Source organism: Pseudomonas sp. Irchel 3A18 (genome assembly GCF_900187465.1).
GTDB classification, from domain to species: Bacteria; Pseudomonadota; Gammaproteobacteria; order Pseudomonadales; family Pseudomonadaceae; genus Aquipseudomonas; species Aquipseudomonas cichorii.
Map to the genome: position 1 here is coordinate 233,875 of NZ_FYDI01000003.1, position 16,120 is coordinate 249,994.

General features: G+C 58.6%; 11 protein-coding genes. 4 read left to right on the forward strand and 7 right to left on the reverse strand.

Features of this window, described 5'->3' with window-relative positions; translation table 11 throughout:
- The first annotated feature begins 20 nt into the window (after positions 1-20).
- On the forward strand, positions 21-824 hold the full coding sequence (locus tag CKW23_RS06710) for a hypothetical protein (protein WP_038399734.1): 804 nt from the start codon (positions 21-23) through the stop codon (positions 822-824).
- 45 nt (positions 825-869) lie between these two features.
- Here CKW23_RS06710 and CKW23_RS06715 read toward each other — a convergent pair whose 3' ends face one another.
- Positions 870-1,769 carry a LysR family transcriptional regulator gene (locus tag CKW23_RS06715; RefSeq protein ID WP_025258146.1) on the reverse strand — a complete coding sequence of 300 codons (900 nt, stop codon included), beginning with the start codon at positions 1,767-1,769 and terminating at the stop codon, positions 870-872.
- A gap of 116 nt (positions 1,770-1,885) precedes the next feature.
- Here CKW23_RS06715 and CKW23_RS06720 point away from each other — a divergent pair, with 116 nt between their 5' ends.
- From CKW23_RS06720 to CKW23_RS06730, 3 genes are all read left to right on the forward strand, one after another.
- On the forward strand, positions 1,886-3,139 hold the full coding sequence (locus tag CKW23_RS06720) for an MFS transporter (RefSeq protein ID WP_038400143.1): 1,254 nt from the start codon (positions 1,886-1,888) through the stop codon (positions 3,137-3,139).
- A 77-nt stretch (positions 3,140-3,216) separates the two neighbouring features.
- On the forward strand, positions 3,217-4,485 hold the full coding sequence (locus CKW23_RS06725) for an AAA family ATPase (RefSeq protein ID WP_025258144.1): 1,269 nt from the start codon (positions 3,217-3,219) through the stop codon (positions 4,483-4,485).
- A complete protein-coding gene (locus CKW23_RS06730; protein WP_095067280.1) occupies positions 4,482-5,144 on the forward strand; it encodes a retron system putative HNH endonuclease in 663 nt (220 codons plus the stop codon). Before CKW23_RS06725 ends, CKW23_RS06730 begins: the two co-directional genes overlap by 4 nt.
- A 53-nt stretch (positions 5,145-5,197) precedes the next feature.
- On the opposite strand, the gene hemE is transcribed toward CKW23_RS06730, so the two are convergent.
- The 6 genes from hemE to aroK all read right to left on the reverse strand — a co-directional run bounded on the left by hemE (position 5,198) and on the right by aroK (position 16,118).
- On the reverse strand, positions 5,198-6,262 hold the full coding sequence (gene hemE, locus CKW23_RS06735) for a uroporphyrinogen decarboxylase (protein WP_025258142.1): 1,065 nt from the start codon (positions 6,260-6,262) through the stop codon (positions 5,198-5,200).
- Between the two features lie 145 nt (positions 6,263-6,407).
- The gene (locus CKW23_RS06740; protein WP_095067281.1) at positions 6,408-7,826 is read right to left on the reverse strand and encodes an FAD-dependent oxidoreductase; all 1,419 of its coding nucleotides are present in this window, start codon (positions 7,824-7,826) and stop codon (positions 6,408-6,410) included.
- Positions 7,827-7,947: 121 nt separating this feature from the next.
- A complete protein-coding gene (gene gltB, locus CKW23_RS06745; RefSeq protein ID WP_025258140.1) occupies positions 7,948-12,393 on the reverse strand; it encodes a glutamate synthase large subunit in 4,446 nt (1,481 codons plus the stop codon).
- 357 nt (positions 12,394-12,750) lie between these two features.
- Positions 12,751-14,370 carry an AAA family ATPase gene (locus CKW23_RS06750; RefSeq protein WP_095067282.1) on the reverse strand — a complete coding sequence of 540 codons (1,620 nt, stop codon included), beginning with the start codon at positions 14,368-14,370 and terminating at the stop codon, positions 12,751-12,753.
- Positions 14,371-14,380: 10 nt separating this feature from the next.
- On the reverse strand, positions 14,381-15,484 hold the full coding sequence (gene aroB / locus CKW23_RS06755; protein WP_095067283.1) for a 3-dehydroquinate synthase: 1,104 nt from the start codon (positions 15,482-15,484) through the stop codon (positions 14,381-14,383).
- Between the two features lie 115 nt (positions 15,485-15,599).
- Positions 15,600-16,118: a shikimate kinase AroK gene (gene aroK / locus CKW23_RS06760; protein WP_095067284.1), complete on the reverse strand. Its 519-nt coding sequence runs from the start codon at positions 16,116-16,118 to the stop codon at positions 15,600-15,602.
- Positions 16,119-16,120 lie beyond the last annotated feature (2 nt).

The following is a 16,120-nucleotide window of genomic DNA, read 5'->3' on the forward strand; positions in this document are numbered from 1 at the left end:
CGACCTACGGAGTAAAGGGAATGAATCTGATCCACCGCATCTTCGCCTTGATGGCTTTGGCCTTGTTGATTACAGGCTGTACCAGCAAGCCGGTGTACAACGCGAAGGAAAACTTCTCCAGCGAGATGGGTTTCAGCAACGAGCAGATGAGCCGTGCCATCGTCACGGCGCTCAATGATCGCCAATGGGTCGTGCAATCGGTAAAACCGGGCATGATCAAGGCCGCCATCACCGTACGTGGTCGTCATCACGCCGAGGTCGATATTCCATACACCCCGACCTCGTTTGAAATCGACTACCGCAGCAGCACCGGTCTGGACTACAAGGACGGTCAGATCCATGGCAACTACAACCGTTGGGTCAATCGCCTGCGCGCCAACATCCTCAAGGAGCTGTCGATTGATCCGAACATCGAGGCCGTCAATGGTCTGGGCATCATCAAGGAAGGCGTCGATGCGCCGACTTACCTGAGCTTCCGTGAAGGCGTGAGGCGTGCCACCGAAGCGGGCTTGCTGGACGGCAGCGTCAAGTTCTACCTGGCCGGTGAAACCTTGCCAGCCCAGGTTCGCAAGCTGGACACCGTGGGCAGCAGTCGCAAGACCAACGGCAGCAACAAGTCCGATGAGGAAGCCTGCTTCTGGGCCTTGCAATCCGCCTTGGCGACCCTGCAGAACGCAGCCAGGAAAGCCAATGCCAACGCGGTGATCAACATTGCCAGTGTTGTCGGGCGCGACCTGTACAAGGACACCGAAAAATTCCAGTGCCGCGCTGGCACGCTGGTAGCCAGTGTCGATCTGCGCGGGGATCTGGCGCAGGTCAAGTAAGCCTTTTTCGCAAATGAATTCGCTCCCACAGAGCATGGAGCGAATTCATTCGCGAATCCCCTTCCCTCCCGTCGCCAACTCAAAGAACGCCTTGGCCATCGGTGACTGTTCGTCCTTTCTCTGCACCAGCCACACGGCGGTGGTTGCCTTGGGGTCGAGCAAGGTTCGATAGACCACGCCTTCGATGCGCATCCGCTGATAGGGCGCGGGCAGAACCGTCACACCAAGGCCTGCCGCCACCAGCCCGATGATGGTCATGACCTCTCCGGCCTCCTGGGTAATCAAGGGGCTGAAACCGGCTTCTCGCGCCAGCTCCAGTATCTGCGCGTACAAACCGCTACCGTAAGTACGAGGGAAAAACACGAACGGCTCGGCCGCCAGCTCCGACATATAAAGCCCCTGCTCACTGCCCGCGGCCAAAGGGTGATCAGAACGCATGATCGCTACCAGCGGTTCACGCAGCAGCTCGAAAGACACCAATGAATCCGGCAAGGCAAGCGGCCGCATGATGCCGACCTGTATCGACTTGTCCTCCAGTTGCTCGGACACATCCTTGCTGGTCATTTCCTTCAAGGCCAGGTGCACAGCCGGGTAGGTCTGGCGAAAAGCAAAGATCGCCTGCGGGATGCTGGACGTAAAAGGTGCCGAAGCCGTGAATCCGACTTTCAACTCCCCAAGCTCACCCAGTTGTGCCCGACGCGCCACATCGGCGGCCTTGTCGACCTGGGCCAGTACGCCGCGAGCCTCTTCGAGAAACAGCCGCCCGGCCTCACTCAGTTGCACCCGTCGGTTGGTGCGGTCGAACAGACGCGCGCCAAGCTCCTGCTCCAGCGCCTGAATCTGCTGGCTCAGCGGTGGCTGGGAAATACCCAGCACTTGAGCAGCACGTCCGAAATGCAGCTCTTCGGCAACCGCGATGAAGTAACGCAAATGGCGCAATTCCATGCGGCCTCCAATCAAGTCGTTTTACATATCAAACAGGTCGAACAATATATTGGATTGAATGATTTCAGCGCTATATGCTTTTTTCATTACAAGCCTGCCGCACCCCGAGGTCCATCGTGAACCCTGCCGTTGCCCCGCTCTCCACTGAACAACAGCCCACAGCTGCCGCAGGCGACAGCTATATCGAAAAGAACACACCGGCGTTCACCAGAACGGTACTGGCACTGTTCGCGGGTGGATTCGCAACCTTCGCCCTGTTGTATTGCGTGCAACCGATGATGCCGCTGCTGTCTCAGGAGTTCTCGATCAATGCAGCACAAAGCAGCCTGATCCTGTCGGTTGCGACGGCGATGCTCGCCATTGGCCTGTTGATCACCGGGCCGATTTCCGACCGGTTGGGGCGCAAGCCGGTGATGGTGCTCGCGCTGTTCTGTGCAGCCATCTCCACCATTGCCAGCGCGTTGATGCCCAGTTGGGAAGGCGTGCTCATTACCCGTGCACTGGTCGGCCTGTCGCTCAGCGGGCTGGCGGCGGTGGCCATGACCTACCTGAGCGAGGAAATCCACCCGATGCACCTTGGCCTGGCCATGGGGCTTTATATCGGCGGCAGCGCGGTCGGCGGCATGAGCGGACGGCTGATTACCGGGGTGATGATCGATTACGTAAGCTGGCATACCGCGATGTTGGTGGTCGGCGGCATGGCACTGATTGCAGCCGCTGTGTTCTGGAGAATCCTGCCCGAGTCCCGCAACTTCCAGCCCCGTTCGCTGCATCCGCGCAGCCTGCTGGACGGCTTCGTCCTGCAATTTCGCGATGCCGGGCTGCCGCTGCTGTTTCTGCTCGCCTTTCTGCTGATGGGTGCGTTCGTCACCCTCTTCAACTACATCGGCTATCGCCTGCTGACCGAGCCCTACAACCTGAGCCAGGCGGTGGTGGGTGTGTTTTCGATCGTTTACCTGTCGGGCATCTACAGCTCCGCGCAGATCGGCGCACTGGGCGACAGGCTGGGACGGCGCAAAGTGTTGTGGGCAGTCATCGTCATGATGCTGATCGGCCTGGCCCTGACCCTGTTCAGCCCGCTGGCGGTCATCATTGTCGGCGTCTTGATCTTCACCTTCGGCTTCTTCGGTGCTCATTCGCTCGCCAGCAGTTGGGTGGGCCGCAGAGCCGTAAAAGCCAGAGGCCAGGCCACTTCGCTGTACCTGTTCTGCTATTACGCCGGCTCAAGCGTGGCCGGAACGGGCGGCGGCGTGTTCTGGCATTACGCAGGCTGGAACGGCATCGGCCTGTTTATTGGCGCGCTACTGCTGATCGCACTGGGCGTGGCGTTGCGGCTGGCGAGGTTGCAGCCGCTGGCGGCAAAGGTCTAGACATAGACTGAACGCTGGCAGACACGGCAAGCCAAGGTACACTGGCGCATCTGCCAGACTTGGTAAAGGAAACCAGCATGCGCCTCGACCATCTCCACCTACAGAATTTTCGTTGTTACGAAGATGCCCGTTTTGATTTCCAGCCGGGGTTTAACCTGGTGGTTGGGGTCAATGGGAGTGGGAAGACGTCGTTGTTGCAGGGGGTGGCAGTGTCTCTTGTGCCGTTTGGCAATGCTATGAAATGCGACGAAAAGAATTTACCCGTCGAAGATGTGCGCTTCGTTGTTGATAAGTACGAAGGGCGAAGCCGGTTTGAACGCAAACTTCCTGTTTTCATAAAAGCCGAGGGTGACATTTTTGGCCTTCCGGACTGGGGAACGATACAGCTGGCTGATATCTGGGAAGCAGCCGTCGACCCATCATTCCTGACGCATATGGAAGAAGTACATGCCAAGTGGAATGCAGGTGAGCGTATCGATCTACCGGTGCTGGCTTTTTATCGCGCCAATCGCCGGTGGAAAAGCGCTAACGTATCGGCAGAATTTTCGGCACAACAGAAATTATCTCGTTTCGATGGCTACCTGAACTGGTTTGATGCCGTAGCCGACTTGCGCGACTTTGAAAGCTGGTTAATCGCCAGGACTCTTGAGCGTCTTCAGGACAAGCTGGACTCGAAGTCCGACAGCGAACCCGAGGATGAACTCAAGTGGGTGAATCAAGCGATACAGCTCGCAATCCCTGATGCGCTTGACCTCAGATATGACTTGAGACTTCAAAGTCTGGTGGTAGATATGGGGCCAGGCAAGACTGTCCCGTTCCACGACCTCAGTGATGGGCAGCGCAGTTTGATTGCTCTGATAGCCGATATTGCGCGTCGGATGTGCATCCTCAATCCACAGATGGGGAAAGATGTTCTGGAGAGTACCAATGGCATCGTGATTATCGATGAATTGGACATACATCTTCACCCAGCCTGGCAACGCAATATTGCCCCTACGCTCAAAAAAGCATTCCCGAAAGTGCAATTCATTGCCACAAGCCATTCACCACAGATCATCGGCAGCCTGAAACCCGAAGAAGTCATTCTGTTACATAACGGTAAAGCCTCTAACCCGAGAACGACCTACGGAATGGACTCCAGCAGCGTGCTTGAAGAGGTCATGGGCGTTACGCAGCGCGATCCAGAGATCGAAAAATTACTGAACCAGCTATTTTCGACACTGGAAGATAACAATCTCGAACAGGCCAAGCAGCAACTGGAAAAGCTCAAAGCGCTGACTCCAGACCTTCCTGAGTATGCAAGAGCCCAAGCGCTGATAACTCGCAAAGAGATAATTGGCAGATGAGGAAAGTACTCAAGGGAATTGAGCCGCTGTCTTTTACAAACTGGAAAGCCAAAGCAGAAAGAGAAAACCGCAAGCCTACCTATAAATCACTGACGCGCTCTGCGCCCCAAAAGAAAAAAGAGGTTCATGAAAGCCTGCTAAGAGAGCAAGCCTATCTGTGCTGTTATTGCGGGGATGAGATATCCGAACAAACCAGCCACATAGAGCACTTTCGCCCGAAATCAGACTACACGCCTTTGGAGCTTGACTATAACAACTTGCATGCCTCCTGCTTGCGCGACGTGGGTGAGCTACAACAAAGAGAACCTGATTACCTGCTGCACTGCGGTCATAAGAAAGGCAATCTCTTTGATGAAACTCGGCATATCTCTCCACAGGATGAAAACTGCGAAAGCCGCTTTCAATATACGCTGAATGGCGAGATAAAACCGACAGACGCAGATGATGATGCCGCCTCAAAAATGATCGAAATTCTCGCGCTTGATACCCTTCGATTGAATAATCGCCGGGAAGAAACAATGCTCGGCATCTTCAATGACGATTTCTTGCTGACGGCAAGCAAGGAAGAACTACAAATAATCGCCCAACGCGCCCGCGGACAACAAACACGCTTTTGCCACGTTATTGCCCGATACGCCGAACAACTCCTCACCCCCTGACGCACATGAAAACGCCCGGCAAAAACCGGGCGTTTTCATGACCGCAGTACAAATTACTGGTGATATTGCGCCGAAAGCTCATGCACGGCTTCAATAAAGGCACCGGCATTGGCCGGGTCGACTTCAGGGGTGATGCCGTGGCCGAGGTTGAAGACGTGACCAGTGCCGCTGCCGTAGCTGGCCAGGATGCGTGCCACTTCCTGACGGATGGCTTCAGGGCGTGCATAGAGGACCGTCGGGTCCATGTTGCCTTGCAGCGCAACCTTGTGGCCGACGCGCTGACGGGCTTCGCCGAGGTCGCAGGTCCAGTCCAGGCCCAGTGCATCGGCACCGGCACCGGCAATGCTTTCCAGCCACAGGCCGCCACCCTTGGTGAACAGGATGACCGGCACCTTGCGGCCATCGTGCTCGCGGATCAGGCCGCTGACGATCTTGCGCATGTAGGCCAGCGAGAATTCCTGATACGCCGCAGCGGACAGGCTGCCACCCCAGCTATCGAAGATCTGCACAGCCTGGGCGCCCGCCAGGATCTGACCATTGAGGTACGAGGTCACCGACTGCGCCAGCTTGTCGAGCAGCAGGTGCATGGCTTGCGGGTTTTCGTAGAGCATGGCCTTGGACTTGCGGAAATCTTTCGAAGAGCCGCCTTCGACCATATACGTGGCCAGCGTCCATGGGCTGCCGGAGAAACCGATCAGCGGAACACGGCCATTGAGCTCGCGACGGATGGTGCTGACCGCATTCATTACATAGCCCAGGTCCTGCTGCGCATCGGGAATCGGCAGGGCTTCGATGTCGGCCAGGGTGCTGACGGTTTTCTTGAAGCGCGGACCTTCACCGGTCTCGAAGTACAGGCCCAGGCCCATGGCATCGGGGATGGTCAGAATATCGGAGAACAGGATCGCGGCATCCAGCGGATAGCGATCCAGCGGCTGCAACGTGACCTCGCAAGCGAACTCGGCGTTCTTGCACAGACTCATGAAATCGCCCGCCTTGGCACGGCTGGCGCGGTATTCAGGCAAGTAGCGACCGGCCTGACGCATCATCCAGACAGGCGTGACGTCTACGGGTTGCTTGAGCAGGGCACGAAGGAAACGGTCGTTCTTCAGGGCAGTCATGTCGGCATCCGCAAAAAAAGTGCGGGCATTTTCTCAGACGCGGACATAAAAGGCACGGCAAGAGCCTTTTCTTTTCTCTATCGGGGCGATTTGTCGCAGCGCGCAGGAGCGAATTCGCGAATGAATTCGCTCCTGCGGGGCACCATCAGACGCCCAGGTAATCCAGAATCCCTTCAGCCGCGTTGCGGCCTTCAAAGATTGCAGTGACCACGAGGTCGGAGCCGCGCACCATGTCACCACCCGCGAAGATTTTCGGGTTGCTGGTCTGGTGCTTGAATTTCGCCTGTTCCGGGGCAATAACACGGCCCTGGCTGTCGGTGTTGATGCCGAACTGCTCGAACCATGGCGCCGGGCTTGGGCGGAAGCCGAAGGCGATGACCACGGCGTCAGCCGGGATGATTTCTTCGGAACCCGGAATCGGCTCAGGGCTGCGGCGACCGCGGGCGTCAGGCTCGCCAAGGCGAGTCTCGACCACTTTCACACCTTCAACCTTGCCTTCGCCAACGATAGCGATTGGCTGACGGTTGTAGAGGAACTTCACGCCCTCTTCCTTGGCGTTCTTCACTTCCTTGCGCGAACCCGGCATGTTTTCTTCGTCGCGACGATAGGCGCAGGTCACCGATTTGGCACCCTGGCGGATCGACGTACGGTTGCAGTCCATCGCGGTGTCACCACCGCCCAGCACCACAACTTTCTTGCCTTTCATGTCGACGAAATCTTCCGGCGACTTCTCGAAGCCCAGATTGCGGTTGACGTTGGCGATCAGGAAGTCGAGGGCATCGTGCACGCCCGGCAGTTCTTCACCGGCAAAGCCACCTTTCATGTAGGTGTAGGTGCCCATGCCCATGAATACGGCATCGAACTCTTCAAGCAGTTGATCGACGGTGACGTCCTTGCCGACTTCGGTATTGAGGCGGAACTCGATACCCATGCCGGTGAACACTTCACGGCGATTGCTCAGGACGCTTTTCTCAAGCTTGAACTCGGGAATGCCGAAGGTCAGCAGACCGCCGATTTCCGGGTTCTTGTCGAAGACCACCGGCGTCACGCCACCGCGCACCAGCACGTCGGCACAACCCAGGCCCGCAGGACCTGCGCCAATGATCGCCACACGCTTGCCGGTCGGCACAACGCGAGACATGTCCGGACGCCAGCCCATGGCGAATGCGGTGTCGGTGATGTACTTCTCGACCGAACCGATGGTGACGGCACCAAAACCGTCATTGAGGGTGCAGGCACCTTCACACAGACGATCCTGAGGACATACGCGACCGCAGACTTCCGGCAGGGTATTGGTCTGGTGCGACAGCTCGGCGGCCGCCAGGATATTGCCTTCGGATACCAGCTTCAGCCAGTTGGGGATGAAGTTGTGTACCGGGCACTTCCACTCGCAATACGGGTTGCCGCAACCCAGGCAACGGTGAGCCTGATCGGCGGACTGCTGGGGCTTGAAGGGCTCGTAGATTTCCACGAACTCTTTCTTGCGCTGGCGCAGCAGCTTCTTCTTCGGATCTTTACGTCCGACCTCGATGAACTGGAAGTCGTTACTGAGACGTTCAGCCATACTCTGGAACCTCTAACGGCAGCCTCAAGCTACAAGCCTGAAGCTGCAAGAATCATGATCGCAGGCAATTCGCGCACTGCTGTTAACTTGCGGCTTGAAACTTGCCGCTTGCAGCTGTGCCTTATTGCGGATTCGCCCGGGTGCTGGAGAGCAGCGATTTCAGGTTGGCAGCCTTGGGCTTGACCAGCCAGAAACGGCGCAGGTAGTCGTCCAGGTTTTCGGCCAGGTTACGACCCCACTCACTGCCGGTTTCCTCGACATACTCGTTCAGCACGCTTTGCAGGTGAGTACGATAGGCTTCCATCGACTCGCCGCTGATGCGCTGAATCTCGACCAGCTCATGGTTGACCTGGTCAACGAAGGTGTTGTCCTGGTCGAGCACGTAGGCGAAACCGCCGGTCATGCCGGAACCGAAGTTGTAGCCAGTCTTGCCCAGCACACAGACGAAACCGCCGGTCATGTATTCGCAGCAGTGGTCGCCAGTGCCTTCCACGACGGCGTGAGCACCCGAGTTACGCACCGCGAAGCGCTCGCCCGCCGTACCGGCCGCGAACAGCTTGCCGCCAGTCGCGCCGTACAGGCAGGTGTTGCCCACGATGGCGCTTTCGTTGGTCTTGAACGGACTGCCTTTAGGCGGAACGATCACCAGCTTACCAGCGGTCATGCCTTTGCCGACGTAGTCGTTGGCATCGCCTTCCAGATACATGTTAAGGCCACCGGCGTTCCACACGCCGAAACTCTGCCCGGCCGTGCCTTTGAAGCGGAAGGTGACCGGAGCCTTGTTCATGCCCTGATTGCCATGCAGTTTGGCGATCTCACCGGAAATCCGCGCGCCGATGGAACGGTCGCAGTTGCAGATATCCAGCTCGAACTCACCGCCACTCAGGGATTCGATGGCCGGTTTGGCCAGCTCCACCATTTTCTCTGCCAGCAGGCCTTTGTCGAACGGCGGGTTGCGGTCAACAAGGCTGAACTGCGGCTTGTCGGCAGGCACGTGGTCGCTGCCCAACAGAGGCGTGAGGTCCAGATGCTGCTGCTTCTCGGTTTCGCCCGGCAGGATATCCAGCAGGTCGGTACGACCGATCAGCTCTTCCAGGGAGCGAACGCCCAGTTTGGCCAGCCACTCGCGGGTTTCTTCAGCCACGTAGGTGAAGAAGTTGATCACCATATCGACGGTGCCGATGTAGTGATCCTTGCGCAGTTTTTCGTTCTGGGTCGCTACGCCGGTGGCGCAGTTGTTCAGGTGGCAGATGCGCAGGTATTTGCAGCCCAGGGCAATCATCGGCGCCGTACCGAAGCCGAAGCTTTCAGCACCGAGGATAGCGGCCTTGATCACGTCCAGACCGGTTTTCAGACCACCGTCGGTCTGTACCCGGACCTTGCCGCGCAGGTCGTTGCCGCGCAGGGTCTGGTGAGTCTCGGCCAGGCCAAGCTCCCACGGCGCACCGGCGTACTTGATCGAAGTCAGAGGCGAAGCGCCTGTGCCGCCGTCGTAGCCGGAAATGGTGATCAGGTCGGCATAGGCCTTGGCCACGCCAGCGGCGATAGTACCAACGCCGGCTTCTGCTACCAGCTTGACCGATACCAGTGCCAACGGGTTGACCTGTTTCAGGTCGAAAATCAGCTGCGACAAGTCTTCGATGGAGTAGATGTCGTGGTGCGGCGGAGGCGAAATCAGGGTCACGCCCGGTACGGCATAGCGCAACTTGGCGATCAGGCCGTTGACCTTGCCGCCCGGCAGTTGCCCGCCTTCACCCGGCTTGGCGCCTTGAGCGACCTTGATCTGCAACACATCAGCATTGACCAGATACTCAGGCGTCACGCCGAAACGGCCAGTGGCGATCTGTTTGATCTTGGAGCTGCGGATGGTGCCGTAGCGCGATGGGTCTTCGCCGCCCTCACCGGAGTTGGAGCGAGCGCCCAGACGGTTCATGGCTTCGGCCAGCGCTTCGTGAGCTTCCGGCGACAGCGCGCCGAGGGAAATCCCGGCAGAGTCGAAACGCTTGAGGATCTCGCTCAGCGGCTCGACTTCATCGAGGCTCAGCGGCTGGTCGAGAGTCTTGACCTGGAACAGGTCGCGAATCATCGACACCGGACGCTTGTCAACCAGCGAGGTGTATTCCTTGAACTTGCTGTAGTCGCCCTGCTGCACGGCAGCTTGCAGGGTGCTGACCACGTCCGGGTTGTAGGCGTGGTACTCGCCACCAAACACGAACTTGAGCAGGCCACCTTGCTGGATCGGCTTGCGCGGGCTCCAGGCTTCGGCTGCCAGCGCCTTCTGTTCGGCTTCGATATCGACGAAACGGGCGCCTTTCAGGCGGCTCGGTACGCCACGGAAGCTGACGTCGCAGACTTCCTCGGACAGGCCGATGGCCTCGAACAGTTGCGCGCCACGGTAGGACGCAACGGTGGAGATACCCATCTTCGACAGAATCTTGAGCAGGCCCTTGGTGATGCCTTTGCGGTAGTTCTTGAAGACTTCGTAAAGGTCGCCCAGTACTTCACCGGTACGGATCAGGTCGCCCAGCACTTCGTAGGCCAGGAACGGATAGACCGCCGAAGCACCGAAGCCGATCAGCACGGCAAAGTGGTGCGGGTCACGGGCCGTCGCGGTTTCGACCAGGATGTTACTGTCGCATCGCAGACCTTTTTCGGTCAGACGGTGGTGAACCGCGCCAACCGCCAGGGAAGCGTGAGCAGGCAGTTTGCCCGGAGCAATGTGCCGGTCGCTCAGCACCAGCAGGGTACGGCCAGCGCGGACGGCTTCTTCGGCCTGATCGGCGATGTTGCGAATCGCCGCTTCCAGACCGACGCTTTCGTCGTAGTTCAGGTCGATGATATGGCGCTCGAAGCCAGGGCGCTCCAGGTTCATCAGAGAACGCCACTTGGCCGGGGAAATGACCGGCGAGCTGAGGATCACACGCGAGGCATGCTCAGGCGATTCCTGGAAAATGTTGCGCTCGGCACCGAGGCAGATCTCCAGCGACATGACAATGGCTTCACGCAGCGGGTCGATCGGCGGGTTGGTCACCTGCGCGAACTGCTGACGGAAGTAGTCGAACGGCGAACGCACACGACGCGACAGTACCGCCATCGGCGTGTCGTCGCCCATGGAGCCGACCGCTTCCTGGCCCTGTTCACCCAGCGGGCGCAGTACCTGATCGCGCTCCTCGAACGTGACCTGATACATCTTCATGTACTGCTTGAGCTGCTCAGGATTGTAGAAGGCCGAACCGTGGTCGTTGTCTTCCATGGTCGCCTGAATGCGCAAGGCGTTCTTGCGCAGCCATTGCTTGTACGGATGACGCGACTTCAGGCGGTTGTCGATGGCATCAGTATTGAGGATCTGACCGGTTTCGGTATCTACCGCGAAGATCTGGCCCGGACCGACACGGCCCTTGGCAATGACGTCTTCAGGCTTGTAGTCCCACACGCCGATTTCCGACGCCAGGGTGATGTAGCCGTTCTTGGTCGTGACCCAGCGCGCCGGGCGCAGACCGTTACGGTCGAGCAGGCAGACCGCATGGCGGCCTTCGGTCATCACGACGCCAGCCGGACCGTCCCACGGCTCCATGTGCATGGAGTTGTACTCATAGAACGCCCGCAGATCGGGGTCCATGGTTTCAACGTTCTGCCACGCTGGCGGAATGATCATGCGCACGCCACGGAACAGGTCGATGCCGCCGGTGACCATCAGCTCAAGCATGTTGTCCATGCTCGATGAGTCGGAACCCACACGGTTGACCAGCGGGCCGAGTTCTTCCAGATCCATCAGATCGTTGGTGAACTTGGTACGACGCGCCTGCGCCCAGTTACGGTTACCGGTAATGGTGTTGATCTCGCCGTTGTGGGCGAGGAAGCGGAATGGCTGGGCAAGCGGCCATTTCGGCAGGGTGTTGGTCGAGAAGCGCTGGTGGAACACGCAGATCGCGGTTTGCAGGCGCTCGTCGCTCAGGTCCGGGAAGAATGCCGTCAGGTCGCGCGGCATCATCAGACCTTTATAGATGATGGTCTTGTGCGAAAAGCTGCAGACATAGTGGTCGGTATCGGCAGCGTTGGACACCGACGAACGGCGACGGGCACTGAACAGCTTGATGGCGAACTCCTGATCGCTCAGGCCTTCTGCACCGATAAATACCTGCTCGATCTTCGGCAGACGCTCAAGAGCCAGACGGCCCAGTACGCTGGTATCGATAGGCACCTGACGCCAGCCGACCAGAGTCAGGCCTTCGGCGAGGATTTCGCGATTCATGTTCTCGCGAGCGATGTCAGCTTTGGCGTCGTCCTGATTGAGGAACACCATGCCCACGGCATACTGGCGAGGCAGATCAGCACCAAAGTGTTCCTTGGCGACCGCACGCAGGAATGCATCGGGCTTCTGAATCAACAGGCCACAACCGTCACCGGTCTTGCCGTCGGCGTTGATACCACCACGGTGGGTCATGCAGGTCAGGGCTTGAATAGCCGTCTGCAACAGGTGATGACTGGGCTCGCCCTGCATATGAGCGATCAGGCCGAAGCCGCAGTTATCCTTGAATTCATCTGGTTGGTATAGACCGGCTTTCATAGACACTTTCTCACCAGGCTGCCTCTATGCGAGGCAAATTTCTTTTCAATTCAATCAATTACCAGTCACGCCGAACGTACGCCGGCTTCGGAGAGGCAAAACGGAGGTCATTGTACACAGCGACACAAAGGCCCACAAATTTAACGGCGAAAAGCCGAAAATCAATGTCGCATTTATGAAGGTTTTATAGCTGAGCATTGTGCTAGTCAAAGTATTTTTCAATATTCTGACCGAAGCGACCGAAACGTCAGGGCGTTTGTAACGCAGACACTGCAAGGCGCGCCGCCAGAAGCGGCACGTCGGAGCAGGTAAAATCAGGTTTGCCGGGTGAGCGGCCTGGATAAGGCCGCTGCGACTTCAGCGACTGGCGCCGAGCTCTTGTTGGATGCTGGCGACAGTACGGGGCCAAGGTTTACCAGCCTGAACCTTTGCTGGCAAGACTTTGATGGCTGCAAGGGCTGCAGCGCGGTCCGAAAAATTACCGTATGTCACGACATACAGGGGCTTGCCCTGCAATGTTTTCTTGAAATAACGGTACTCGCCGCCCTGCTCGGCAACATAGGCCTGAGCCGTTGCTTCCGAGCTGGTGCCCAGGATTTGCACCACATAATGCCCTGGCGCCTGGCCGCTGTACCAGTTGCCACCAGCAGCCGGCTTGGCAGCGGCTGCGGCAGGTTTGGCGGCTGGAGCCGCTGCGGGTGCCGGCTTGGCTGTGGCGACCTGAGCCGGAGCCGGAGCTGGCGCCGGTGCAGGCTTGGCGGCCGGAGCCACCGGCGTTGCCGCCGCAGGAGCCGGAATGGAAGAGCGAGGCACGGCACCGGCCTGCGCACCGGCAGGTGGTGCAGTGGTCGTTACCGTGGCCGGCTGGGCTGGAGAGCCCATTGGCACTGCATCTTCATCGGTTTCACCGGCACCTGCCGCTTCAGCCAGAGGGCCGCGCATCACAGGTTGCGAGTTACCCACCAGCGGCAGAGGCATCGGCTGCGAGTTACCCGCAAACTCGATAGCCGGACCGCCATTATTGGATTGCTGATTCGCGGGCGTGCCCTGACCCAGTGGCAACTGGGCCTGGGCCGGAGCATTGGCTGGCGCAGCGCTCTTGTCGCCACGGCCAGGGATCAGCACCGCGGCTGCCACTGCGACCACGACAACTGCACCAAGGGCCAGTACGTGTTTTTTCGGCATGTTGAACCCCACACTTGGGCGCTTGACCGCGGAGCGACTCGCGATCATCGCCTCGATCATTGAATCGCGGGCAACCTGGTTGATATTCCCAGGCCAGCCATCGGACTGTTCATGAATATCGGTAATCTGCTCGGCAGTGAACAACGCGATTCCTTGCCCTGCACCTTCCAGACGTTGAGCCAGATACTCCCGGGTTTCTTCTTCGGTATAAGGTTGCAACTCGATGACATGAAAGCGCTCGCCTTCGACATCACCCTGCAGGTCGGCACACAACTGATCGAGACGGTCGATCAGCGACGGCTCGCCAAACAGGAACACATGCGGACGCCCCTCAGGCGTACCTGCGGCCAGACCCAGCAACGCTTCGAGCGCCGAATCGCCTAGTTGTTCCGCATCGTCCACCAGCAGATAGACTTCCTGACCGGTCAGCGCAAGCTGTACGACCTGTGCCAGAATCGCCTGCATTTCAGCCTGGGCAACAATCAGCGCCTGGGCGACCTGCTGCAATACGCCTGCGGCATCACTGGCGCCACGCGCCGAAATGACCACGCTCTGCACCGACTGCTTGTTAGTGCTGGCTACGAGCGCCTGGCGCAACAAAGTCTTGCCGCTGCCCTGAGGGCCGGTCACTGCAAGCAGCAACTGGCTGTAGCGAGCCAGGTGATGGAGCTGACCCAGCACCGACTTGCGCTGGGCAGGAAAAAACTTGAAGCCAGGTACCCGCGCTGCAAAGGGGTCATGACTCAACTGATAATGGCCGAGGAAAGCCTCGTCGGCATGCAAACTAGTCATGGGTTTTCCGTTAACCTCTAAGCTGATCCACCAGAGCGCGGTAATCCGCCCTCAGAGTGGCCTGTAGTACTTCTTTTGGATAATCGTCCGTGATAACCGCTTCACCCATCTGACGCAGAAGCACCAGACGCAGGCGACCATCGATCACTTTCTTGTCGATCGCCATGTGTTCAAGAAAATCGTTTTCCGTCATGTCCTGTGGCGGCACAACCGGCAAGCCGGCACGCTGCAACAGGCGAATACCGCGATCACGCTCCCTGGTGGTGATCCAGCCAAGCCGCGAAGACATCTCCAGAGCCATGACCGTACCGGCGGCAACCGCCTCGCCATGCAGCCAGACACCATAGCCCATATGGGTTTCGATGGCGTGGCCAAAAGTGTGACCCAGGTTCAAGGTTGCCCTCACGCCGGACTCACGCTCATCAGCACCCACCACCAGCGCCTTGGCGGCGCACGAGCGCTCGATGGCGATGGTCAGGGCTTTCTGGTCCAGGCCGCGCAACTGGTCGACGTGCTCTTCGAGCCAGGTCAGGAACGGCTCGTCGCAGATCAGGCCGTACTTGATGACTTCAGCCAGCCCGGCGGACAGTTCACGCTCGGGCAGGGTGTTGAGTGTGGTGGTATCGATCAGCACGACGCCCGGCTGATAGAAAGCTCCCACCATGTTCTTGCCCAGCGGGTGATTGATGCCGGTCTTGCCGCCCACCGACGAATCCACCTGGGACAACAGCGTGGTCGGGATCTGGATGAAATTCACGCCACGCTGATAACAGGCGGCAGCGAATCCGGCCATGTCGCCGATCACACCGCCACCGAGGGCGATCACCGTCGTGCGGCGGTCGTGCCGTGCCGTGAGCAGGCCGTCGAAGATGGTTTGCAGGGTTTCCCAGTTCTTGAACGCTTCGCCATCGGGCAACACCACTGACAGGACGTTGTAACCCACCAGCGTTCGCGTCAATCGTTCGAGATAAAGAGGAGCCACCGTGGTATTGGAAACGATAGCCACCTGCCGCCCGACGATATGCGGGATCAGGAGCTCCGGCTTGTCCAGAAGGCCTTCGCCAATATGAATCGGGTAGCTACGCTCACCAAGCTCGACCTTAAGTGTCTGCATGTGTCCCCACATTGATTAACGATTGGGCGTTGCGCATGTTTTTTCGTGCGCCAGGACAGCCAATGGCTGTCGCTGTTTTGATGGTCGCCGAGGATAGCGCATTTTCGTCTGCGCTTTAACGGGGAGGAAGCTCTGCCAAGCGGGCAAGTATGTCAAGAACGACCATACGGGGTGGCCGTTCATCGGTTTCAACCACCAGATCGGCGATTTCCCGATACAGCGGGTCACGAATGGCCAGCAATTCACCCAATACCCGGGCCGGATCGGCAGTACGCAGCAAAGGACGATTGCGGTCACGAGCCGTGCGCCCGACCTGCTGTTCGACCGATGCGTGCAGATACACCACACGCCCACCGGCATGCAGCGCCTGACGGTTTTCGCTGCGCATGACGGCACCGCCACCTGTCGCCAGAACGACGCCATCGGCTTCACACAGCTCAGCAATCATTGCCTGTTCGCGATCGCGAAAGCCCGGTTCGCCTTCCTTGTCGAAAATCCACGGAATATTTGCGCCCGAGCGCAACTCGATTTCCTTGTCGGAATCCTTGAACGGTAGGCGCAGCTCTTTGGCAAGCAAACGGCCGATAGTGCTTTTACCAGCCCCCATCGGCCCTACAAGTATTAAATTTCGCACAG